The sequence below is a fragment of the Burkholderia pyrrocinia genome, from assembly GCF_022809715.1.
In the GTDB taxonomy this organism is placed as follows: Bacteria; Pseudomonadota; Gammaproteobacteria; order Burkholderiales; family Burkholderiaceae; genus Burkholderia; species Burkholderia pyrrocinia_C.
Genome location: NZ_CP094459.1, coordinates 2695965 through 2717811, shown reverse-complemented (window position 1 = coordinate 2717811; position 21847 = coordinate 2695965). Strand labels below are relative to the sequence as shown.

Sequence of the window (21847 nt, the reverse complement as noted above, 5' to 3'; positions counted from 1 at the left end):
TGAATGACGAAATTCAGCGCCTATGTCAACGAAGAAACCCAGCGCGGCCTATAGCGAAGCATCGATCAAGGTGCTCAAGGGTCTCGAGCCGGTCAAGCAGCGGCCCGGCATGTATACCCGTACCGAGAATCCGCTGCACATCATCCAGGAAGTCATCGACAACGCGTCCGACGAGGCACTCGGCGGCTACGGCAAGCAGATCACGGTCACGCTGCACACCGACCAGTCGGTATCGGTCGAGGACGACGGCCGCGGCATCCCGTTCGGCATGCACCCCGAAGAAGGCGTGCCGGTCGTCGAGATCGTGTTCACGCGCCTGCATGCGGGCGGCAAGTTCGACAAGGCCGCGGGCGGCGCTTATACGTTCTCGGGCGGCTTGCACGGCGTCGGCGTGTCGGTAACGAATGCGCTCGCGACGCGCCTCGACGTAACGGTCTGGCGCGACGGCAAGATTGCCGAGCTCGGCTTCGCCGACGGCGACGTCGTGAAGCCGCTGGCGACGCAGGGTGCGGGCCGCGGCGAGAAGAAGTCCGGCACGCGCGTGCAGGTGTGGCCGAACCCGAAATACTTCGATTCGCCGAACCTGCCGCTCGGCGAACTGCAGCGCCTGCTGCGCTCGAAGGCCGTGCTGCTGCCGGGCGTCGAGGTCGTGCTCGTCAACGAGAAAACCGGCGAGCGCCAGACCTGGAAGTACGAGGACGGCCTGCGCGGCTACCTGCTCGACGAGATGAACGGCAGCGAGCTGCTGATCCCGCTGTTCGAAGGCGAGCGTTTCGCCGATTCGCGTTCGGGCGACGATACGTTCGCCGAGGGCGAGGGCGCGTCGTGGGTCGTCGCATGGAGCGAGGAGGGCTCGCTCGTGCGCGAGTCGTACGTGAACCTGATCCCGACGCCGGCAGGCGGCACCCACGAATCGGGGCTGCGCGACGGTCTCTATCAGGCGGTGAAGAGCTTCGTCGAGCTGCACAACCTGCAGCCGAAGGGCGTGAAGCTGCTCGCCGAAGACGTGTTCGCGCGTGTGTCGTTCGTGCTGTCCGCGAAGGTGCTCGATCCGCAGTTCCAGGGGCAGATCAAGGAACGCCTGAACAGCCGCGACGCGGTGAAGCTCGTGTCGTCGTTCTCGCGTCCCGCGCTCGAACTGTGGCTGAACCAGCACGTCGAGCACGGCAAGAAGCTTGCCGAACTCGTGATCAAGCAGGCGCAGGCGCGCACGCGCGCGGGCCAGAAGGTCGAGAAGCGCAAGAGCTCGGGCGTCGCGGTGCTGCCCGGCAAGCTGACCGACTGCGAGACCGAGGATATCGAGCGCAACGAGCTGTTCCTCGTCGAGGGCGATTCGGCGGGCGGCTCCGCGAAGATGGGCCGCGACAAGGAGTACCAGGCGATCCTGCCGCTGCGCGGCAAGGTGCTGAATACCTGGGAAACCGAGCGCGACCGCCTGTTCGCGAACAACGAAGTGCACGACATCTCGGTTGCGATCGGCGTCGATCCGCACAGCCCGGACGACACCATCGACCTGTCGAATCTGCGCTACGGCAAGATCTGCATCCTGTCGGACGCGGACGTCGACGGCTCGCACATCCAGGTGCTGCTGCTCACGCTGTTCTTCAAGCATTTCCCGCAACTGATCGAGCGCGGCCACGTGTATGTCGCGCGGCCGCCGCTGTTCCGCGTCGATGCGCCCGCACGCGGCAAGAAGCCCGCGCAGAAGCTGTATGCGCTTGACGACGGCGAGCTGGAAGCGATCCTCGACAAGCTGCGCAAGGACGGCGCGCGCGAGACGCAGTGGAGCATCAGCCGCTTCAAGGGTCTCGGTGAAATGAGCGCCGAGCAGCTTTGGGACACGACGATGAACCCCGACACGCGCCGCCTGATGCCGATCAAGCTCGGCGAGCTCGACTTCGACGCGACCGTCGCGCGGATGACGATGCTGATGGGCAAGGGCGAGGCAGCCGCGCGGCGCGGCTGGCTCGAGGAAAAGGGCAACGACGTCGAAGCGGACATCTAAAGCCCCGCGCGCGGCCGGGCATGACGCCCGGCCCGGCCTCACGCCACTTACGAATACGGAATTCAGATGGACGACAACACTTCCGATCTCTTTGCCAGCCCCGACGCGCCCGAGAGCGACGCGCTGACGCTCGGCAACTACGCGGAGCAGGCGTATCTCAGCTACGCGGTCAGCGTCGTGAAGAGCCGCGCGCTGCCCGACGTGTGCGACGGCCAGAAGCCGGTGCAGCGCCGGATTCTGTTCGCGATGAACGAAATGGGCCTCGGCCCGGACGCGAAGCCGGTGAAGTCGGCGCGCGTGGTCGGCGACGTGCTCGGTAAATACCATCCGCACGGCGACCAGTCGGCGTACGACGCGCTCGTACGTCTCGCGCAGGATTTCTCGCTGCGCTACCCGCTGATCGACGGGCAGGGCAACTTCGGCTCGCGCGACGGCGACGGCGCGGCGGCAATGCGTTACACCGAAGCGCGGCTCACGCCGATCGCGAAGCTGCTGCTCGACGAGATCGACCAGGGCACGGTCGACTTCATGCCGAACTACGACGGCTCGTTCGACGAACCGAAGACGCTGCCGAGCCGCATGCCGTTCGTGCTGCTGAACGGCGCGTCGGGCATCGCGGTCGGCCTCGCGACGGAAATCCCGTCGCACAACCTGCGCGAAGTCGCGGCCGCGGCGGTTGCACTGATCCGCAATCCGAAGCTTTCGCACGCGGAGCTGATGAATTTGATCCCCGGCCCGGATTTCCCGGGCGGCGGCCAGATCATTTCGAGCGACACGGAAATCGCGGCGGCGTACGAAACGGGCCGCGGCAGCCTGAAGGTGCGCGCGCGCTGGAAGATCGAGGATCTCGCGCGCGGCCAGTGGCAACTCGTCGTCACCGAGCTGCCGCCGAGCACGTCGGGCCAGAAGGTGCTCGAGGAAATCGAGGAACTGACCAACCCGAAGCTCAAGCTCGGCAAGAAGACGCTGACGCCCGAACAGCTCAACACGAAGAAGGCGATGCTCGACCTGCTCGACGCGGTGCGCGACGAGTCGGGCAAGGAAGCGGCGGTGCGGCTCGTGTTCGAGCCGAAGTCGCGCACGATCGACCAGACGGAATTCGTGAACACGCTGCTCGCGTACACGAGCCTCGAATCGAACGCGACGCTGAACCTCGTGATGATCGGCGCCGACGGCCGGCCGGGCCAGAAGGGCCTGCTGACGATCCTCGACGAATGGGTGAAGTTCCGCCAGCTGACGATGACGCGTCGTTGCCGCCATCGTCTCGCGAAGGTCGACGACCGCATCCATATCCTCGAAGGGCGGATGATCGTCTTCCTGAACATCGACGAGGTGATCCGCATCATCCGCGAGTCGGACGAGCCGAAGGCCGCGCTGATGAGCGCGTTCGGCCTCTCCGAGCGGCAGGCCGAGGACATTCTCGAAATCCGGCTGCGCCAGCTCGCGCGGCTCGAGAAGATCAAGATCGAGAAGGAACTCGAAGCGCTGCGCGACGAGAAGGCGAAGCTCGAGGAGCTGCTCGCGAACGAAAGCGCGATGAAGCGGCTGATGATCAAGGAGATCGAGGCCGACGCGAAGCAGTACGGCGACGACCGTCGCACGCTGATCCAGCAGGAAAAGCGCGCGACGTTCGAGGCGAAGGTGGTCGACGAGCCGGTGACGGTCGTCGTGTCGCAGAAAGGCTGGGTGCGTGCGCTGAAGGGCCACGGGCTCGACCCGGCCGGCTTCACGTTCAAGGCCGGCGATCATCTGTATGCGGCGTTCCAGTGCCGCACGCCCGATCGCCTGATCGCATGGGGCAGCAGCGGCCGCGTGTATTCGGTCGACGTATCGGTGCTGCCGGGCGGGCGCGGTGACGGCGTACCGGTCACGTCGCTGATCGAGCTCGAATCGGGCTCGCATCTGATGCACTACTACGCGGCGCCGGCCGATCAGCAACTGCTGCTCGCATCGAGCAACGGCTTCGGCTTCCTCGCGAAGGTCGGCGACATGGTGAGCCGCGTGAAGGCCGGCAAGTCGTTCATGACGATCGATACGGGCGCGGTGCCGCTCGCACCGATGCCCGTGCTGCCGAACGCGACGCAGGTCGCGTGCCTGTCGAGCGGCGGCCGCCTGCTCGTGTTCGGGATGGACGAGATGAAGACGCTGTCCGGCGGCGGCCGCGGCGTGATCCTGATGGCGCTCGACGACAAGGAAACGCTCGTGCAGGCGCTCGCGATCGATCCGGCGGGCGTCGTGCTGATCGGCACCGGCCGCGGCGGCAAGGCGCAGGACGACACGCTGTCGTATGCGGGGCTCGCGCCGCATATCGGCAAGCGCGCACGCAAGGGCCGCGCGCCGGAGTCGAAGCTCAAGGTCGTCAACGAGCTGCGTCCGCTGCTCGGCTGACGCCGCGCGCGATCGTCCGGTTCGATCGCGATCGAAGGCCGCACCTCCGCTTCGGCGGACGTGCGGCCTTTTCTTTGGGACCGCGGATTCGGGTGATTCGGGTAAGCAAGCGTGGCGCTGTCACGCGGAACTTGCAAAATATTGTGAAATCGCGCGTGGGGCCTGAACCGCGCGGCGACGGGCCGGTCGAACGACGTTCGATGCCGCGTACGACGCGGCCGTTCGCAGCACCCACCCCATCACAGGATTGCCGCCATGTCCCACGCTGTTGCCGTCGCGCTGTTTCTTCATCTGCTGGCCGTTGCCGTGTGGGTGGGCGGGATGGTCTTCGCGAACTTCTGCCTGCGTCCGGCATTGTCCGACCTGTCGCCGCAGCTCCGGTTGCCGCTGATCGAAGGCGTGTTCGGCCGCTTCTTCAACTGGGTGGCGGGCTCCGTGATCGTGATCCTGCTGTCCGGCGGCTTCCTGCTGATGGAGTTCGGCGGCGCGCACGCGACGTGGTCGCTGCACGCGATGGCCGGGCTCGGCGTCGTGATGATGCTGATCTTCGGGCATATCCGCTTCGCGCTGTTCCCGCGCATCCGCCGCGCGGTGCAGGCGCAGAACTGGCCGGACGGCGCGCGCGCGGTGAACGCGGTGCGCCTGCTCGTCGTCGTCAATCTTGTGCTCGGTGTCGTCACGGTCGGTGCGGCCGTGCTGTCGCGCGGCTTCTGATCTTCAGGTGCCGGCTGGCGCCAACCGCGGGCGCGCCGGCATGCGCCGCTACGCGGCCAGCATCGCGTCGAGCAGCCAGGAGCCGGCCGGGCCGAGCGGGCGGTTGCGCGACCATACCGCATCCACCCGCACACGGCGCGGCCAGCCGCGTGCGCGCAGTTCGCACAGGCGATCGCGCGCGAAGTGGTCGACCATCCAGCGCGGCAGCTCGGCCCAGCCGAACCCCAGCACCGCCATCTCCAGCAGCATCAGGTAGCTCGGCGCCAGCCAGTGCTGCGTGCCGACCACGATCCGGTCGTCGGCGCTGCGGCCCTCCGTTTTCACATAGGTGTTGAGGCGCAGTTCGCGCACGTCGCGCAGCGCCGCGTGCGGCACTTCCGTATCGCCGTATTCCGCAAGCGCATGCGTGCGCCCGACGAACAGCCCGATCTCCGATTCCTCCGCCACCGTCGCCGCGCCGATATCGGCCGGGTAGGCCGCGCGCGCGGCCATCAGCCCGAGCTGCGCGCGACCCTGCTGGATCAGGTCGAGCACGTCTTCGTGCTCGGCGATCTGGCATTCGAGCTCGAGCGCCGGAAAGCGCCGTTCGAGCGCCATCAACGTTTCCTCGTAGCGCTTCGACTGGTACGTATCGGACACGACGAGCGTCAGCCGTGCTTCCTCGCCGCGTGCGAGCCGCGCGGCCGTGCGGTCGATCGCCGCGCCGGCCTCGAGTGTGCGCTGCACCTGCGGCAGCAGCGCGCGCCCGGCGTCGGTCAGCGTCGGTGCGCGCGTCGAGCGGTCGAACAACTGCACGCCGAGATCGATCTCGAGGTTCGCGATCGCCTCAGACACGGTCGACTGACGCTTGCCTAGCTTGCGCGCGGCGGCCGTGAACGAGCCGAGCAGCGCGGCTTCGGCGAATGCGAGCAGGGCTTCGGGGGCGTGGCGCATGTGGCGCTCCAGACTTTGTTATATCGGTAAAACCGATGATATCAAACTGGATTCATACGGTTTCGCCGATCAAAATGACCGACATGAATGACGTAACGAATCGGAGGGAATCATGAAACAGATGAATAAAACGGTGACGGAACGGTTTCTGCATGCGCTGGCGTTCGAGCTGGTCGCGATCGCGCTGTGCGCGCCGATCGGCGCGTGGCTGCTCGACATGCCGGTATCGCACGTCGGCGTGCTGACGGTGATGGTGTCGTTGATCGCGATGGCGTGGAACATGACCTTCAACACGCTGTTCGACCGCTTCGAACGGCGCGCGGGGCTGTCGCGCACGCTCGGCTTGCGGATCGCGCACGCGGTCGTCTTCGAGCTCGGCCTCGTCGCGATGGTGGTGCCGGTTGCCGCGTGGTGGCTGAACGTGAGCCTCGTCGAGGCGCTGCTGCTCGACCTCGGCATCGTGCTGTTCTTCCTGCCGTACACGTTCTGCTTCAACCTCGCGTACGACGCGCTGCGCGCCCGCTGGATGGCACGCCGGGTCGCGGTGCAGGCGGGTTGAAGTCGCCTGGTGCCGGTGAGTGCCGGTTGAGTCCGCTAGAGTGACGGCCGCCGCCCGTCAGTGCGCGGCCCACAGCCACACGCCGCAGACAACCGCGACCGCGCCGTAGACGGCATAGACGGGCACCTTGAGGCGCGTGAAGCACAGCGTCGCGAACGCGCCCGTCAGCCAGTAAATCGGGTCGCCCGGCTCGCGATGCAGGATCTTCACGACGGCGACGATGAGAAAGCCCGTCGTCGCCGCGCGCAGCAGGCGCATCCCGTGCTCGAAGCGCGAATGGCGCTTGAGCCGGGACAGGTGGTTCTGCGCAAACACGACGAGGCAACCCGACGGAATGAACAGCGCGGCCGTGGCGAGCAGCGCGCCGACCCAGCCGTCGGTCAGGTAGCCGAGAAACGGCACGACGTTCAGCAGCGGCCCCGGCGCCACGGGCGACAGCGCGAATGCCAGCGTGAAGTCGTGATCGGAGATGCCGGTGGCCGGCGAGACGAACAGCGTCTTGAGCACCGGCAGTGCGGAAAAGCCGCCGCCGAACAGCGTCATGCCGGCGCCCGCGAGGCGCGGCCACAGCAGCTGCTCCTGGTAATCGCCTGGCAGCGGCACCGCGAACAGCGCGACGAGCACGCCGAGCAGCACGAGCAGGTTGCGGTCGCGTCTCGACAGCGTGAAATCGACCGCGTCGCGTTGCGTCGGCCCGGTCAGCCAGCCCGCTGCAAACGCAGCGAAAAGAATCCCGACGAAAGCGGCCGGACTATGCGCGAAAGCGAGCAGAATCGTCGACAGCGCGGCGATCGCCTGTTCGAGCCGCGTGCGCGCGAGCATGCGCAGCTGCTTGACCCACGTGACGCCGATCAGCGCGGCGAGCACCATCCCGAAGTGATTGATCAGCATCGGCGCGGCAAGCGAGCGCACGAGCGGCGTGCGATAGAAGATCGCGAACAGCGTCATCAAGATGGAAAACGGCAGCACGCTTGCGATGCCGGCGACCCATGCGCCGGCGCGGCCGTGCAGCGTCTGGCCGACCTGCACCGCAACATTGCAGCCGACGGGGCCCGGCACGAGCCACGCGAGCGCGACGAGATCGCCGAATACGTGCGGTTCGATGCGCTGCAGCCGTTCCACGTAGTGGCGTTCGAGTTGCGCCATCATCGAAAGCCCGCCCCACGAGATCGCCGAAATGCCGGCGACGACCTTGAACAAGGTCCATAGGGATGCCTGTGCCTCTTCGACACGAGCGGTCGCTTCGACTTCGACGGTTGTCATGATTGTGGTGTTGGCGCAGGGCCGGATCTCGCGCGTGTGAGCGTGCCGGCGGCCCGCCGATACGTTGGCCCTCCCAATTGTCCGCCGCACATCGTGACACCGCCATGCGCGAAAACGCTAGTTAATGAACTAAACAATCAGATTGGAAAACGAAATAATTGCGGCAGCGCGCAACGTGTGCCGCAGCCGGGCCGCGGTGCGCTCAGGCGCCCGTGCTGCCGGTCGCGCGATGTGCGATGACGTTCGGATGGTCGCCGCGCACGCCGAAGCGCGCGATCAGCGCGGGAATCGCGTCGGCCGGCACCGGGCGAGAGAACAGGAAGCCCTGCGCCTCGATCTCGCCGAGCGCGGACAGCCACGTGATCTGCTCCTCGGTTTCCGTGCCTTCGACGACGACGGTCAGGCCGAGCGAGCGCGCGAGATGCACGATCGACGACACCATCACGCACACGCTGCGATCGTTCGGGATCGCCTGCACGAACGAGCGGTCGACCTTCAGCGTGTCGACGGAGAAGCGGTGCAGGTACGACAGCGACGAATAGCCGGTGCCGAAATCGTCGAGTGCGATCCGGATGCCGAGCTTCTTCAGCGCGACGATCTTCTCGGACACGAGTTCCGGATATTCCATCATCGCGGTTTCGGTGATCTCGAGTTCGAGCCGGTTCGCGTCGATGCCGGTTTCCTGCAGCGTGCTCGAGATCGTCTCGATCAGGTCGCCGCGCCAGAACTGCACGGGCGAGATGTTGACCGCGAGCGTCAGCGTGTCGTGGCCCTCGTCGCGCCAGCGCGCGATCTGCTCGCACGCGGTGCGGATCACGAAGTCGCCGATCGGCACGATCAGGCCCGTCGATTCGGCGATCGAAATGAATTCGTTCGCGGAAATGATCCCGTGCTCGGGGTGGTCCCAGCGCGCGAGCGCCTCGAAGCCGGTGATGTAGCGGTGCGTGAGGTCGATCTTCGGCTGGTACGCGAGGAACAGCTGCCCCTCGGCGAGCGCGACGCGCAATTGCTGTTCCCAGCGCATCAGGTGGTCGGCACGGTGCGACAGGTGCGGCGCATAGAACTGGTAGCAGTTCTTGCCGGCGTCCTTCGCGCTGTACATCGCGAGGTCGGCCTTCTTCAGCAGGTCGATCTCGCTCTCGTTCGCGACGGAGTGCAGCGCGATGCCGATGCTCGCATGCAGCACGAACGAACTGCCGCGCACGTCGAACGGTTCGCCGAACATCCGGATGATCGCTTCCGCGAGCCGCACCGCGCGCCGCTCGACGTCGTCGCCCTTCATCACGACGACGAACTCGTCGCCGCCGATTCGCGCGAGCGAGCCTTCGTCGCCGACCGCATCGGACAGGCGCGACGCGGTCATCTGCAGCACGATGTCGCCGGCGTTGTGGCCGAGCGTGTCGTTGACGGTCTTGAAGTTGTCGAGATCGATGAACAGCAGGCCGAGCCGCGACAGGCTCGTCGGCATCGACACGTCGTTGCGCAGCCCGCGCAGCGTCGCATAGCGGTTCGCGAGGCCGGTGAGCAGGTCGAATTCCGCGAGCTGCGTCATCTCGCGCTCGCGGCCGAGCAGCTTGCCGATCAGGCCCGTCGCGACGCCGAAGAACGCGAGCATCGCGAGCGTGATGAAGCTCGTCATCAGCAGGTAGACGTTGCGCGTGTGGTAGTAATCCGCGAATTCCTCGGTCTGCGACAGCCCGACCATCACCGCGAGCGGGTAGCCGTCGAGGTGGCGGTACGACACGATGCGCGTCACGCCGTCGATCGGGTCGATGATCGTGCCCGTCACGCGCTCGGCGATCGGGTAGACGCCCGATGCGGAAAACGCGCCCGGCGCGTTGCTGAGCGAGCCCGTGCGCCGCGCGAGCACGCCGCCCGTGTCGGACACGACCGCGATCACGCCTTCCTTGCCGATCGCCGCGTTGTTGTAGAAGTCGTTCGTGAAATAGCTCGGGTCTTCCGACACGACGACGATGCCCGCGAAGCTGCCGTCCGGGTTGTTCAGGCGCCGCGTCATCTGCAGCGTCCAGTGGCTCGACACGCGACCGAGCACGGGCTTGCTGATATAGAGGCGGTCGTCGTTGTGCGCGAGGTGGACCTTGAAGTGCTCGCGATCGGACAGGTTGATCGGCTGCGGATGGATCTCGGCGGTGTTCGCGAACAGGATGCCCTTCGCGTTGACGAGCGACACCTGGATCAGCGTGTCGCTCGGCACGACGCCTTTCTCGACGGTGCTCGCGAGATTGAAGCGCGCGGGCGACTTCTCGAACTCGAACTTCACGAAGCGGGTGATCTGGTCGACCTGGTGGATCGCCTTGACCGTATGCTGCTCGAGCGCGGAGGACAGGATCGCCGCGGACGCCGCCGCTTCCTTGTACGCGCTGTCCTTCTCGACCGACAGACGCGCGACGATCACGGCCCACAGCAGCGCAAGCGCCAGCATCCCGAGCAGCGGGATCGCGAATAGCGCGCGCCGGCGCGATTTGCGCGGCGCGCGCAGCGGCCGGGTCGGCGGCGTAGGGTTGGACCGGGCGGAGCTCATCGAAGAGGGTGGCGTCCTGCTCGCGTGCGCCATCCGTCGGGATGGCCGGCTATGGTTGGGGTCGCTCCGGCGTCTGTTCGTCCGCGGGATGCGCAACCATGGACAGACCTCCGAAACAACGGATTAGGCCCGATATTACTGGCTGGAACGTTTTTGCGATAGTTGGGCGAATCGGAGGGGCGCCGGACGGGCCGGCGCCATCGCACATCGCGAAATGTCAGTCAGGTGACCGGAACGTGCCGTCGACGACCGTGACGACGTGGCCGCCGATCCACGTCGTGCCGTCCTCGTCGTAGCTGACGAAGATGCGGCCGTCGCGGCCGATCGCCGTGCCCTGGCGGGCCGTGTAGGACGTGCCGGGACGGCGTTCCTGCCGCGTCAGCAGCCCGGCCAGCGCGGCGTTGGCGCTGCCGGTGACGGGGTCCTCGCCGACGCCGAAGCCGCCGCCCGTCATCAGGCAGCGGATTTCGAACGTGGCGGGGCCGCCGTCGGCGTGCGGCGCATAGACCGCGAGGCCGTGCGTGCCGTAGCGGTGCGTGATCGCCTCCAGCGCGGCCGGATCGGGCGACAGGCCGATGCATGCGTCGGCCGACGTCAGCCGCACGACGAGCCAGGGCGCGCCGTTGTCGACCGCGCACGCTTCGGCATCCGGATCGATCGCGTCGCTGCGCAACGCGGCCGCCAGCGCCGCGTAGTCCGAACGGTCGAGCGGCGTGACGCGTGCCGGCGGCGCGGCGAACGCCCAGCCGTCGGCCTGCTCGCGCAGCGCGACCCGGCCGACCCCGCACTGCTGGATCAGCCGGCCCGGCGTGCGCGGCCGCGCGCCGCTTTCGAGGAACGCGTGCGCGGTGCCGAGCGTCGGGTGGCCGGCGAACGGCAGTTCGCCGCCCGGCGTGAAGATCCGCACGCGGTAGTCGGCTTCCGGATCGGTCGGCGTGCAGACGAACGTCGTTTCCGACAGGTTGGTCCAGCGGGCGATCGCGAGCATGTCGTCGTCGCCGAGCGAATCGGCGTCGAACACCACGGCGAGCGGGTTGCCCTTGAACGGCACCGACGTGAACACGTCGACCTGCTTGAAGCGGACCAGATGACCGGGCATCGCGATCCGCCCGTTACGCGACTTCGGCGATCAGCTCGATCTCGACGCACGCGCCGAGCGGGATCTGCGCGACGCCGAAGGCCGAGCGTGCGTGCTTGCCCGCATCGCCGAACACTTCCGCGATCAGTTCCGACGCACCGTTCGTCACGACGTGCTGTTCGGTGAAGTCGAGCGTCGAGTTGACGAGGCTCATCAGCTTGACGATGCGCGTGACCTTGTTCAGGTCGCCGGTGTGCGCGTGCAGCGTCGCGAGCAGGTCGATCGCGATCGAGCGTGCGGCCGCCTTGCCGTCTTCCGTCTGCAGATCCGCGCCGAGCTTGCCGGCCCAGACCTTGCCGTCCTTCTTCGCGATGTGGCCCGACAGGTAGACCGTGTTGCCGCTTTGCGCGCTCATCACGTAGGCGGCGGCCGGTGCGCCGGCGGTCGGGAGCTCGATGCCGAGCGACTTCAGTTTGTCGTAGACGTTAGCCATGCGTTCGATTCCTCGTAGAGAGTCGTGACAGGAAAAGGGTGGGATCAGAGGCGCTCGCGCAGCAGCTTGCCGAGGCGAGCCACGCCTTCCTCGATCTTCTCGGGCGGCACCGTGACGAACGACAGGCGCAGCGTGTTCTGCTGCGCGTCGTCCGCGAAGAACGGCGCGCCCGGCACGAAGGCGACGTGATTGTCGACCGCCGCGGCGAGCAGCTTCATGCTGTCGATCTGCGCGGGCAGGTTCACCCAGATGAACATCCCGCCTTCCGGGCGGTTCCACGTGACGCCTTCCGGCATGTGGCGCGCGAGCGCGCCGAGCATCGCGTCGCATTGCGCGCTGTACAGCTCGCGGATCGTCGGGATGTGCTCGTCGAGGAAGCCGTCCTTGATCACTTCGTGCGCGATGCGCTGGGTCAGCGTCGGCGTGTGCAGGTCGGTGGCCTGCTTGGCCTGCACCAGCTTGAAGTGGAGTTCCTCGGGGGCAATGATGTAGCCGATCCGCAGGCCCGGTGCGAGCACCTTCGAGAACGTGCCGAGGTGCACGACGTGGTCGGGCGCCATCGACAGCATCGTCGGCAGCGGTTCGCCGCGGTAGTTCAGCGCGCCGTACGGATCGTCTTCCAGCACCGGGAACGGGCTCGACTGCGCGAACGCGGCGAGCGCGCGGCGGCGCTCGACGGGCAGGCGTCGGCCGGTCGGGTTCTGGAAGTTCGGCTGCGCGTACAGGAGGCGCGCGCCTTGCGTGAGCTCGGGCGTGAGGCCTTCCGGCAGCAGGCCCTGCTCGTCGGTCGGCACCTGCACGTAGCGCGGCTCGTACAGCGAGAACGACTGCAGCGCGCCGAGGTAGGTCGGCGTTTCGACGAGGATCGGGCTGCCCGGATCGATGAGTGCCTTGCCGAGCAGGTCGAGCGCCTGCTGCGAGCCGGTCGTGATCAGCACCTGCGACACGCGCACGCTGTAGCGCTCGGCGATCCACTCGCGCAGCGGCAGGTAGCCTTCGGTCGCGCTGTACTGGAGCGCGGCGGCCGGCGCGTCGCGCAGCACGCGGTCGGCGGCGGCGCGCATGCGCTCGGCCGGGAACGTCGCGGGGGCGGGCAGGCCGCCGGCGAACGAGATGACCTCGGGGCGTTCCGTGACCTTCAGGATCTCGCGGATCGCAGAGCTCGTCAGCTTGCGGGCGCGTTCGGAAAGCTGCCAGTGCGGCGGATGCAGGTCGCTCGGATTCATAGTCTCCTCGTTCGGATATCGTGGTCAGTCAAGAAAGGTCGTTCGGGCGGATCGCTTCGACGCTGCCGGGTAGGCATGCGCGAGCGCGGTCGAGCCTTCGCGGCCGGGTGGGCAAAACCGATCAGGCAAAACAGCCATTATGGCGCACCTGTTCAGCCGGCGCGAGCCGGTTGCGCGGCGGTGGCGACCGCCGAGCGGCGCCCGAGCACCACGGTGGCGATCACGGCGGCCGCGAACAGCCACGTCGACGGCGTGACCGTTTCGCCGAACAGCAGCGCGGAAAATGCAATCGTGAAGAAAATCTGCAGCAGCTGCACCTGGCCGACGCGCGCGATGCCGCCCATCGCGAGCCCCGCGTACCACGCGAAGAAGCCGATGAACTGCGAAAAAAGGGTCACGTAGCCGAACGCGAGCCACGTGCGCAGCGCGAGCGGGCCCGGATGCGCGGCATGCTGCAGCCACGCGAGCCAGCCGACCGGCAGCACGAGGAACGGCGCGGATACGACGAGCGCCCAGCAGATCACCTGCCAGCCGCCGATCTGGCGAGCGAGGCGCGCGCCTTCCGCATAGCCGAGCGCGCCGATGCCGACCGCGACGAGCATCAGCGCGTCGCCGGCCTGCACGGTGCCGCCGCCGTCGCGCAGCGCGAACGCGATCACGAGCGCGCTGCCGGCCACCGCGCTGGCCCAGAACGCCTTCGACGGCCGCTCGTGCGACAGCCATGCCGCATACAGCGCGACGAACAGCGGCTGCAGCCCGTTGACGACCGCGCCGTGCGAGGCCGGCACGGATTTCATCGCCCATGCCGAGAACACCGGATACGCGATGATCACGCCGGCCGACGTGATCGCGAGGCTTTTCAGCTGCGCGCGGGTCGGCAGCGGCTCGCGGCGCCACCACAGCAGCAGGCCGGCCGGCACGGCGGCGGCGAGCGCGCGGCCGAGCCCGTTGAGCAGCGGATTGAGTTCGGACACGACGATGCGCGTCATCGGCAGCGTCAGGCTGAAGATCATCACGCCGATCAGGCCGAGCAGCATGCCCCGGGTTTCGCGCGAATTCATGTCGAAGGTGTCTCCGAATTGAAGGGTGGTTGTAATGGACGGGCTTTCAGCGCAGCGTGCGTGCGCCCTGCGGCGTATCGAATTCGGCGACCAGCGCGGGCGGGCCGTCGCCGGTTTCCAGGTCGAGCAGGTGCGTGGCGCCGAGCCAGTCGAGCTGTTCGCGGATGACCTCGGCGCGCGGGTGGGCGCCCTTGAGCGACTTCAGCGCGACGCCGTCTTGCGGCAGCGATTCGGCCGGATGGTGCGGGCTGTCCCATTGGATCAGCGATGGCACGAGACCGTCGCCCGCACCCTGCCATGCGGGGAACGCGCCATCGTGGGGCACCGTGAGGCCCCAGCTCAGGTCGCCGCGCCGCATCGCGACGACGGGCGGGATGCGGGCCGGATACTGGCTCTGCCACAGCGCGAGCTGGCGCGGACGGTCGACGCGCGCGACCCAGTGCGCGAGAAACGGGCCCTGCGCGAGCCGGGCGTGCATCGCCGGATCGTCGAGCGCGAACAGCCGTGCGCGCGGCGGCGCTGCACCGTCGTCCGGGGCGGGGGCATCGGGGTCGATCGCGATCACTTCGAGGTAGAGCCCGCCCCATGCGCCGAACAGCGCATTGTGGGTCCGCATCAGCGGGTGGCGGCCGCCGCCGGCCGGTTCGATGCCGAGCGCGTCGGCGACATGGCGCACGCCTTCGTCGAGCGTGCGCGCGGCGATCACGAGATGGTCGAGTGTCAGGGAGCGGGCTGGCATGAACGTCGGTCGGGAAGCGAAAGTGTCATGGTAGGCGGGCGTTGCGCCGGGCGGGTGCCGGACCGGCCGGCGCACGGGCCGCGGATCAGGCCGGCCGGCGCGGCTCCAGGTGCGGCGGGGCCGGAACGGCGGCCGCACGGTCGCCGTTGCGGTCAACTGTAATCGTCGGCACCGGCACAGTAACGGTACAATCGGCGCGATAGCCTTCGGTACAGTTGGAGTTGCCGCCCCATGTCCACCGTTCCACTCGCCCAGATTCCCGTGCCGCACGATACGGCCACGCTCACGCTCGTCGACCAGCTGGTCCAGTGGGCCCGGCGGCGCATCGACGAACGCGTGTTCCGTCCCGGCATGCGGATGCCGTCGATCCGCAAGCTCGCGCTCGACAAGAGCGTGTCGCGCTTTACCGTCGTCGAGGCGTACGAGCGCCTCGTCGCGCAGGGCTACCTCGACTCGCGGCGCGGCTCCGGCTTCTACGTGCGCGAACGCACCGCCGGCCCGCAGCCGGTCGACAACGTGGCGCGCGGATCCGAAGCCGCGCCGGTGCACAACACGATCGACGTCGTCTGGCTGCTGCGCAACATGCTGCACACCGTCAGCCCGGAAAAGGGGCCCGGTCTCGGCTACCTGCCGGGCCGCTGGCTCGACGGCGAGCTGATCACCGGCGCGCTGCGCGCGCTCGGGCGCCAGTCCGGCGCGCAGATGCTCGGCTTCGGCACTGCGCAGGGTTTCCTGCCGCTGCGTCAGCAACTGCAGACGCGCCTCGCCGAAGTCGAGATCGGCGCGACCCCCGACCAGCTCGTGCTGGTATCGGGGATCACGCAGGCAATCGACCTGATTTCGCGGATCTACGTGCGGCCGGGCGACGCGGTGATCGTCGGGGATCCCGCGTGGTTCCAGATGTTCGGCCGCTTCGCGTCGCAGGGCGCGCAGCTCGTCGGGATGCCGTACACGCCGGACGGCCCCGATCTCGACGCGCTCGAGACGCTCGTGCAGATGTGGCGGCCGAAGATGCTCGTGATCAACTCGGTGCTGCAGAACCCGACCGGCACGTCGCTGTCGGCCGCGCAGGCATTCCGGATCCTGAAGCTCGCGGAGGCGTACGACTTCCTCGTCGTCGAGGACGACGTGTACGGCGACCTGTGCCCGCCGAGCTATCCGGCCACGCGCCTCGCGAGCCTCGACCAGCTGAAGCGCGTGATCTACCTCGGCAGCTATTCGAAGACGCTCGCGGCGAACCTGCGGGTCGGTTATGTCGCGTGCGCGCCGGAGATCGCGAAGGCGGTCACCGACCAGAAGATGCTGGTCGGGATGACGACGCCCGAGCTCAACGAGCGCGTGCTTTACAAGATCCTGACCGAGGGGCATTACCGGCGCCATGTCGAGCGGCTGCGCGCGCGGCTCGACGGCGTGCGCGACAAGACCGCGCGGATGCTCGAGCGCACGGGGCTGGGGCTTTTCACGATGCCGGCGGCCGGGATGTTCCTGTGGGCCGACACGGGCGTCGATTCGGACGCGCTCGCGGCCGCCGCGCACGAAGAGGGGTTCCTGCTGACGCCCGGCAGCCTGTTTTCGCCGCAGCAGTCGCCGTCGACGTGGACGCGCTTCAACGTCGCGAACTGTGGCGATCCGGCGTTGCCGGGGTTTCTCGCGCGCTATATCGATTCGGCGGTGCGGCGGGCGTCGTGACGCGGTGCGGGCCGCCGGCCCTTGAAATCCCGTCGCCCGTCCCCAGATACGCGCGCAAACCGCTGGCGCCGCGCGGTCGTCCTTCACGGGCTTGCCGGTATCGCGCGCCGGGCGCCTGCGGCACACCATTCAAGTTCAAGTAAGAGGAAACAGCATCCATGGCACACGAAACGATGAGCTTTCAGGCAGAGGTCAAGCAACTCCTCCACCTGATGATTCATTCGCTCTACAGCAACAAGGAAATCTTCCTGCGCGAACTGGTGTCGAACGCGTCCGACGCGGCCGACAAGCTGCGTTTCGAGGGGCTCGCGGACAACGCGCTGTACGAGAACGATCCGAATCTGCGCATCCGCATCGGCTTCGACAAGGCCGCGCGCACGATCACGATCGACGACAACGGTATCGGCATGAGCCGCGACGAGGCGATCGCGAACCTCGGCACGATCGCGCGTTCGGGCACCAAGGAATTCTTCACGAAACTGTCCGGCGACCAGCAGAAGGACGCGGCGCTGATCGGCCAGTTCGGCGTCGGCTTCTACTCGGGCTTCATCGTCGCGGACAAGATCACCGTCGAGACGCGCCGCGCGGGCCTGCCGGCGAACGAAGCGGTGCGCTGGGAAAGCGCGGGCGAGGGCGATTTCACGATCGACGCGATCGAGCGCGCGCAGCGCGGCACGACGATCACGCTGCATCTGCGCGAAGGCGAGGACGAGCTGCTGTCGTCGCACCGCCTGAAGTCGATCATCCAGAAGTACTCCGACCACATCGCGCTGCCGATCCTGATGCAGAAGGAAGAATGGGATCAGGAAAAGGGCGAGATGGTCCTGAAGGACGACGACGAGACCGTCAACCAGGCGAGCGCGCTGTGGACGCGTTCGAAGGGCGACATCACCGACGAGCAGTACACGCAGTTCTACCAGCACGTCGCGCACGACCACCAGGATCCGCTCACGTGGACGCACAACCGCGTCGAGGGCCGCAGCGAATACACGCAACTGCTGTTCGTGCCGTCGCACGCGCCGTTCGACCTGTGGAACCGCGACTATCGCGGCGGCCTGAAGCTGTACGTGAAGCGCGTGTTCATCATGGACGACGCCGAGCAGCTGCTGCCGCAATACCTGCGCTTCGTGAAGGGCGTCGTCGATTCGGCCGACCTGCCGCTGAACGTGTCGCGCGAGATCCTGCAGGAAAGCCGCGACGTGAAGGCGATCCGCGAAGGCGTGACGAAGCGCGCGCTGTCGATGCTCGAAGAGCTCGCGAACGCGGAAGAGGATGCCGGCAAGGAAAAGTACAAGACGTTCTGGGGCGCGTTCGGCCAGGTGCTGAAGGAAGGCCTCGGCGAGGATCACGCGAACCGCGAGCGCATCGCGAAGCTGCTGCGCTTCGCGTCGACGCACGGCGACACCGACGCGCAGGACGTGTCGCTCGCCGACTACGTGTCGCGCATGAAGCCCGAGCAGAGCAAGATCTACTACGTGACGGCCGATACGTGGCAGGCCGCGAAGAACAGCCCGCATCTCGAAGTGTTCCGCAAGAAGGGCGTCGAGGTGCTGCTGCTGACCGACCGCGTCGACGAATGGATGCTGTCGTTCCTCAACGAGTTCGACGGCAAGCCGCTCGCGAGCGTCGCGCGCGGCGACCTCGATCTCGGCGAACTGAACGACGAAGAGAAGAAGGCGCAGGAACAAGCGGGCGAGGCGATCAAGCCCGTCGTCGAGAAGATGAAGGAAGCGCTCGGCGACAAGGTGAAGGAAGTACGCGTCACGTTCCGCCTGACCGATTCGCCGTCGTGCCTCGTCGCGGACGACAACGACATGAGCGGCTACCTGCAGCGGATGCTGAAGGCGGCCGGCCAGAACGCGCCGGCGATGCAGCCGATCCTCGAGATCAACCCCGAGCATGCGCTCGTGAAGCAACTGAACGCCGACAGCGCCGATTTCGGCGACTGGTGCCATCTGCTGTTCGATCAGGCGCTGCTGGCCGAAGGCGGCATGCTCGACGATCCGGCGAGCTTCGTGAAGCGGACCAACGCGCTGCTGCTGTCGCGCGCCGCGTGAACGCACGCATGCGATTCGACGGCGGTCAGGCCGGCTGGCGCGAGACGCCGCGGCCTGGCTGCACGCTCGATCAGCGCGACTGGCTGACGCGCGGCGGATCGCTGACCGCGCATCTCGCGCGGCTCGGCCGCGTGAACGTGCGCGTGACGCGCGAGGCCGTCGACTGTCCGTGGTTCGACGAGCCCGACGCGCTGGCCAGTTCGCCGCGCGCACCGATGTGGGTGCGCGAGGTGCTCCTGTCGGTCGACGGAACGCCGTACGTCGCCGCGCACAGCATCGCGCCGCTCGCCGCAAGCAAGGGCGTGTGGCAGGCGATGCGGCGGCTGCGCACGCGGCCGCTGGCGGAGCTGCTGTACAGCGATCCGCAGGTCGAGCGCTCGGCGCTCGTCAGCCGGCGCGTGATCGCGGGCCATCCGCTGTATGCGCTCGCGAGCCATGCGCTCGGCGTAGGCGCGCGCGCGCCGCACGCGTTCGTGGCGCGGCGCTCGGTGTTCCAGCGTCACGGCAAACCGTTGATGGTCACCGAGTGCATGCTGCCGGCGCTGTGGCGTCATCTCGACGCGCATGGCGACGGGCCGCGCTCGGGCGGCCAGGGCGGAGGCGCGTGATGCTGCAGGGCTTCGGGCCGGTGGTCGGGCCGAATACGCGTACGATGATCCTCGGCAGCTTTCCGGGCGAGGCGTCGCTCGATGCCGCGCAGTACTACGCGCATCCGCGCAATCAATTCTGGCGGCTTTTGGGGGCGGTTCTGCGTGAGCCGGAACTGCACGCGCTCGATTACGATGCGCGGCTCGAACGCGTGTTGAAGCACGGCATCGGCATCTGGGACGTGCTCGCCGCGTGCCATCGCGAAGGCAGTCTCGATTCGGCGATTCGGAATGCGAAGCCGAACGACTTCGACTCGTTGCGTGAGCATGCGCCGTTGCTGAAGAAGGTCTGCTTCAACGGCAAGACGGCGGGGCGGTTTGCCGAAGTGATCGGCGCCGCCGGTTACGAAACGCTCGTCCTGCCGTCTTCGAGCCCGGCGAATGCTTCGCTTTCGTTCGAGCAAAAGCTGCTGCGTTGGCGCGAAGTCGAATCCTGATCGCGCGCATGCGCCATCGCTGAAGAGTGAAGCTAGAAGCGCTCGACGCGTACCTCGACCGAGTCCTTGGGCACGGTCAGCCGCGTGCGCTCGAGCAGGGCATCCGCGGGCGCGGTGCCGTCCGGGTTCAACGGCCTCACTTTGTTGAACACCACGGAAAAACGCTCCGGCGTGACGGTGGCTGACGCATAACCCTGTGCGTCGTGGTCGGCGTAGCGCAGATCGGGGTTGTTCGTCATCAGGAAGGTGTCGAGTTTGGCCGGGGTGGCGGCCAGCGACACAAGCGGCGTGCCGGCCCATGCGGCTTTCAGGTAGGAATAGAAGGACGCGCTGCTGATGCCTGCGCAGACGAAATCGACGGCCACGGGCGTACCTTTTTCCGGGTCGGGGTCGTCCCGCACGACGCCGCACTGAAACGCATGCAGGTCGCCGCTGATCGCGACGACGTTGCGGATCCCCTGTTCGTTCAGGTATGAGAGCAGTTCGTGTTTGTGCGCCGGATAGCCGTCCCATGCGTCGCAATCGACCACGAGGCGTGCTGCCGGTGTCTTCGGCGCGCCCGGCATCACGGCCCACAGACGGTTCAACATCACCTCGTTGCCCCACACCTTCCAGGTCGCAGGCGAACCCTTTAGCGTGGCCTTCCACCATTGCGTCTGCTCCGGGCCGAGCATCGACGGCGCGCGACCAAGCTGCGCGGTACCCCGCGCCTCGAAGCGCTGCAGCACGTTCTGGTTGACGAAGTAGCGCGAGCCGGCTGCGTCATCGCCATTGACCGGGTCGTGTCCGTGTGCGCGCGCGACAGCCGCCTCGCTGACGACATGGTCGTCGCGATACAGCCGCTCATCCGTCATCACGAGATGCATCAGCATGCCGAAGCGAAATTCGCGATAGATACGAATGTTGGTGTACGACGGATTGTCCGGTTCGAAGCGCACGTCGCTCCAGTCCACCGGCATGTACTCCGCCCACGCGCGACTGGCGTTGCGGCGGCGCTGCGTCTCCTGCCTTTCCTCGTTGGTGTAGACCTGATGATCCTGCCAGCCGTCGTCGGAAAATTCGTGGTCGTCCCATATCGCGATCATCGGCAGGCGCCGGTGCAGCGTCTGCAAGCGCGGGTCGGTGCGATAGGTGCGGTAGAGCGTCCGATAGTCTTCGAGCGTATCGGCATACGCGCGGCCATCGGCGACAGGCTTTCCGTCAGGCAGGCGCAGCGGAGGATGCGCCGCCTCGACCGCGCCGGGTCTCGAGGCCCCGACCGTTTCATAGATGTAATCGCCGACATGCACGACGAAATCGAGATCGCTTTCGGCTGCCAGCAGGCTCATGGCTTGCCAGTGATTGATGCTCCAGTCCTGGCAGGTGAGCCATGCGAAGCGAACGCGGTCGTTGGCCTCATCGGCATCCGGAGCCGTGCGCGCGACGCCGCTGGCACTCACGTCGTCGCCGGCGACGAACCGGTAGTGGTACGTGATATTCGGTGAGAGCTCCGTTACCTTCGCGCGCACGGTGAAGTCATAGGTGGCGCGTGCCCTCAGCGGTACGCTGGCGACGAGAGCCGAGAAATCCGGCCGCGTCGATACTTCGAGCCGTAACGGTATCGTGTGCGCGACGCCTTTTGCGCGGTGCCGCGCGTCCTCGAAGACCGGCACGCAGCGTGTCCAGAACACGACGGAGCGATCGCGCGGATCACCGCTGGCGACGCCCTGCGGGAACCGATAGCGGCCTTTGCGCACTGTGCTGGTGGCAGACGGGACCGACCGCGGAACGCCAAGCGTACCGGTGGCTGCCGCAATCGTGAAAAAGGTCGACGACTTGAGGAAATGGCGGCGGTCCATCGATCCTCCCGATCGACATACTAGGGATGCCGGGAGAGGCGCGTCGCGATGCAGCAGTACGCGATCGTGCCTCGCGAACCTTCAGTGCCGTTCGACTTCTCTGCGCCGAACGGCCGGTTGCGAAATCGAAAGGCGCGGCAACGGACAAACCGAACCTGATGCTGCCGCGCCGCGACTC

At 67.3% G+C, this 21847-nt stretch carries 17 protein-coding genes; 8 read left to right on the top strand and 9 right to left on the bottom strand.

Features of this window, described 5'->3' with window-relative positions; genetic code table 11:
• Positions 1-22: 22 nt before the first annotated feature.
• From parE to MRS60_RS12575, 3 genes are all read left to right on the top strand, one after another.
• Positions 23-2005, top strand: a complete 1983-nt coding sequence (gene parE, locus MRS60_RS12585; protein WP_034184787.1) for a DNA topoisomerase IV subunit B — start codon at positions 23-25, stop codon at positions 2003-2005.
• A 66-nt stretch (positions 2006-2071) separates the two neighbouring features.
• The gene (gene parC / locus MRS60_RS12580) at positions 2072-4393 is read left to right on the top strand and encodes a DNA topoisomerase IV subunit A (protein WP_034184788.1); all 2322 of its coding nucleotides are present in this window, start codon (positions 2072-2074) and stop codon (positions 4391-4393) included.
• A gap of 255 nt (positions 4394-4648) precedes the next feature.
• Positions 4649-5107 (top strand): CopD family protein, encoded by a 459-nt coding sequence (locus MRS60_RS12575; protein WP_034184789.1) that lies wholly within the window; start codon positions 4649-4651, stop codon positions 5105-5107.
• A 48-nt stretch (positions 5108-5155) separates the two neighbouring features.
• On the opposite strand, the gene MRS60_RS12570 is transcribed toward MRS60_RS12575, so the two are convergent.
• A complete protein-coding gene (locus MRS60_RS12570) occupies positions 5156-6040 on the bottom strand; it encodes a LysR family transcriptional regulator (RefSeq protein ID WP_034184790.1) in 885 nt (294 codons plus the stop codon).
• Positions 6041-6152: 112 nt separating this feature from the next.
• Between MRS60_RS12570 and MRS60_RS12565 the strand changes: the two genes are divergently transcribed.
• Complete coding sequence (locus MRS60_RS12565; protein ID WP_217591076.1) at positions 6153-6599, top strand: multidrug/biocide efflux PACE transporter; 447 nt, start codon at positions 6153-6155, stop codon at positions 6597-6599.
• A gap of 57 nt (positions 6600-6656) precedes the next feature.
• On the opposite strand, the gene MRS60_RS12560 is transcribed toward MRS60_RS12565, so the two are convergent.
• The 7 genes from MRS60_RS12560 to MRS60_RS12530 form a co-directional block, all read right to left on the bottom strand.
• A complete protein-coding gene (locus MRS60_RS12560; RefSeq protein ID WP_081938627.1) occupies positions 6657-7862 on the bottom strand; it encodes a chromate transporter in 1206 nt (401 codons plus the stop codon).
• A 202-nt stretch (positions 7863-8064) separates the two neighbouring features.
• On the bottom strand, positions 8065-10404 hold the full coding sequence (locus tag MRS60_RS12555; RefSeq protein WP_034184793.1) for a bifunctional diguanylate cyclase/phosphodiesterase: 2340 nt from the start codon (positions 10402-10404) through the stop codon (positions 8065-8067).
• Between the two features lie 217 nt (positions 10405-10621).
• Positions 10622-11503 (bottom strand): PhzF family phenazine biosynthesis protein, encoded by an 882-nt coding sequence (locus MRS60_RS12550; protein ID WP_175749742.1) that lies wholly within the window; start codon positions 11501-11503, stop codon positions 10622-10624.
• 13 nt (positions 11504-11516) lie between these two features.
• The gene (locus MRS60_RS12545; protein WP_006478174.1) at positions 11517-11975 is read right to left on the bottom strand and encodes a RidA family protein; all 459 of its coding nucleotides are present in this window, start codon (positions 11973-11975) and stop codon (positions 11517-11519) included.
• 44 nt (positions 11976-12019) lie between these two features.
• On the bottom strand, positions 12020-13201 hold the full coding sequence (locus MRS60_RS12540; protein WP_034184795.1) for a PLP-dependent aminotransferase family protein: 1182 nt from the start codon (positions 13199-13201) through the stop codon (positions 12020-12022).
• Between the two features lie 152 nt (positions 13202-13353).
• A complete protein-coding gene (locus MRS60_RS12535) occupies positions 13354-14262 on the bottom strand; it encodes a DMT family transporter (RefSeq protein ID WP_034184796.1) in 909 nt (302 codons plus the stop codon).
• A 46-nt stretch (positions 14263-14308) separates the two neighbouring features.
• Positions 14309-15001: a VOC family protein gene (locus MRS60_RS12530; RefSeq protein WP_243564772.1), complete on the bottom strand. Its 693-nt coding sequence runs from the start codon at positions 14999-15001 to the stop codon at positions 14309-14311.
• Positions 15002-15232: 231 nt separating this feature from the next.
• On the opposite strand from MRS60_RS12530, the gene MRS60_RS12525 reads away from it, so the two are divergent.
• The 4 genes from MRS60_RS12525 (at position 15233) to MRS60_RS12510 (ending at position 19831) form a co-directional block, all read left to right on the top strand.
• Positions 15233-16690, top strand: a complete 1458-nt coding sequence (locus tag MRS60_RS12525) for a PLP-dependent aminotransferase family protein (RefSeq protein WP_034184798.1) — start codon at positions 15233-15235, stop codon at positions 16688-16690.
• A 158-nt stretch (positions 16691-16848) separates the two neighbouring features.
• Positions 16849-18747 carry a molecular chaperone HtpG gene (htpG, locus tag MRS60_RS12520; RefSeq protein WP_243564771.1) on the top strand — a complete coding sequence of 633 codons (1899 nt, stop codon included), beginning with the start codon at positions 16849-16851 and terminating at the stop codon, positions 18745-18747.
• 8 nt (positions 18748-18755) lie between these two features.
• Positions 18756-19355, top strand: a complete 600-nt coding sequence (locus MRS60_RS12515) for a chorismate--pyruvate lyase family protein (protein ID WP_105391020.1) — start codon at positions 18756-18758, stop codon at positions 19353-19355.
• Positions 19355-19831 (top strand): DNA-deoxyinosine glycosylase, encoded by a 477-nt coding sequence (locus tag MRS60_RS12510; protein WP_243564770.1) that lies wholly within the window; start codon positions 19355-19357, stop codon positions 19829-19831. The genes MRS60_RS12515 and MRS60_RS12510 overlap by 1 nt, the downstream gene beginning before the upstream one ends.
• 32 nt (positions 19832-19863) lie before the next feature.
• On the opposite strand, the gene MRS60_RS12505 is transcribed toward MRS60_RS12510, so the two are convergent.
• Positions 19864-21669 (bottom strand): alkaline phosphatase D family protein, encoded by a 1806-nt coding sequence (locus tag MRS60_RS12505; protein ID WP_243564769.1) that lies wholly within the window; start codon positions 21667-21669, stop codon positions 19864-19866.
• Between the last annotated feature and the right edge of the window lie 178 nt (positions 21670-21847).

What these genes read in the sequence shown, in the direction of transcription:
- parE (WP_034184787.1), top strand. Translation starts at nt 23, where the DNA reads ATGTCAACGAAGAAACCCAGCGCGGCCTATAGCGAAGCATCGATCAAG.
- parC (WP_034184788.1), top strand. Translation starts at nt 2,072, where the DNA reads ATGGACGACAACACTTCCGATCTCTTTGCCAGCCCCGACGCGCCCGAG.
- MRS60_RS12575 (WP_034184789.1), top strand. Translation starts at nt 4,649, where the DNA reads ATGTCCCACGCTGTTGCCGTCGCGCTGTTTCTTCATCTGCTGGCCGTT.
- MRS60_RS12570 (WP_034184790.1), bottom strand. Translation starts at nt 6,040, where the DNA reads ATGCGCCACGCCCCCGAAGCCCTGCTCGCATTCGCCGAAGCCGCGCTG.
- MRS60_RS12565 (WP_217591076.1), top strand. Translation starts at nt 6,153, where the DNA reads ATGAAACAGATGAATAAAACGGTGACGGAACGGTTTCTGCATGCGCTG.
- MRS60_RS12560 (WP_081938627.1), bottom strand. Translation starts at nt 7,862, where the DNA reads ATGACAACCGTCGAAGTCGAAGCGACCGCTCGTGTCGAAGAGGCACAG.
- MRS60_RS12555 (WP_034184793.1), bottom strand. Translation starts at nt 10,404, where the DNA reads ATGAGCTCCGCCCGGTCCAACCCTACGCCGCCGACCCGGCCGCTGCGC.
- MRS60_RS12550 (WP_175749742.1), bottom strand. Translation starts at nt 11,503, where the DNA reads ATGCCCGGTCATCTGGTCCGCTTCAAGCAGGTCGACGTGTTCACGTCG.
- MRS60_RS12545 (WP_006478174.1), bottom strand. Translation starts at nt 11,975, where the DNA reads ATGGCTAACGTCTACGACAAACTGAAGTCGCTCGGCATCGAGCTCCCG.
- MRS60_RS12540 (WP_034184795.1), bottom strand. Translation starts at nt 13,201, where the DNA reads ATGAATCCGAGCGACCTGCATCCGCCGCACTGGCAGCTTTCCGAACGC.
- MRS60_RS12535 (WP_034184796.1), bottom strand. Translation starts at nt 14,262, where the DNA reads ATGAATTCGCGCGAAACCCGGGGCATGCTGCTCGGCCTGATCGGCGTG.
- MRS60_RS12530 (WP_243564772.1), bottom strand. Translation starts at nt 15,001, where the DNA reads ATGCCAGCCCGCTCCCTGACACTCGACCATCTCGTGATCGCCGCGCGC.
- MRS60_RS12525 (WP_034184798.1), top strand. Translation starts at nt 15,233, where the DNA reads ATGTCCACCGTTCCACTCGCCCAGATTCCCGTGCCGCACGATACGGCC.
- htpG (WP_243564771.1), top strand. Translation starts at nt 16,849, where the DNA reads ATGGCACACGAAACGATGAGCTTTCAGGCAGAGGTCAAGCAACTCCTC.
- MRS60_RS12515 (WP_105391020.1), top strand. Translation starts at nt 18,756, where the DNA reads ATGCGATTCGACGGCGGTCAGGCCGGCTGGCGCGAGACGCCGCGGCCT.
- MRS60_RS12510 (WP_243564770.1), top strand. Translation starts at nt 19,355, where the DNA reads ATGCTGCAGGGCTTCGGGCCGGTGGTCGGGCCGAATACGCGTACGATG.
- MRS60_RS12505 (WP_243564769.1), bottom strand. Translation starts at nt 21,669, where the DNA reads ATGGACCGCCGCCATTTCCTCAAGTCGTCGACCTTTTTCACGATTGCG.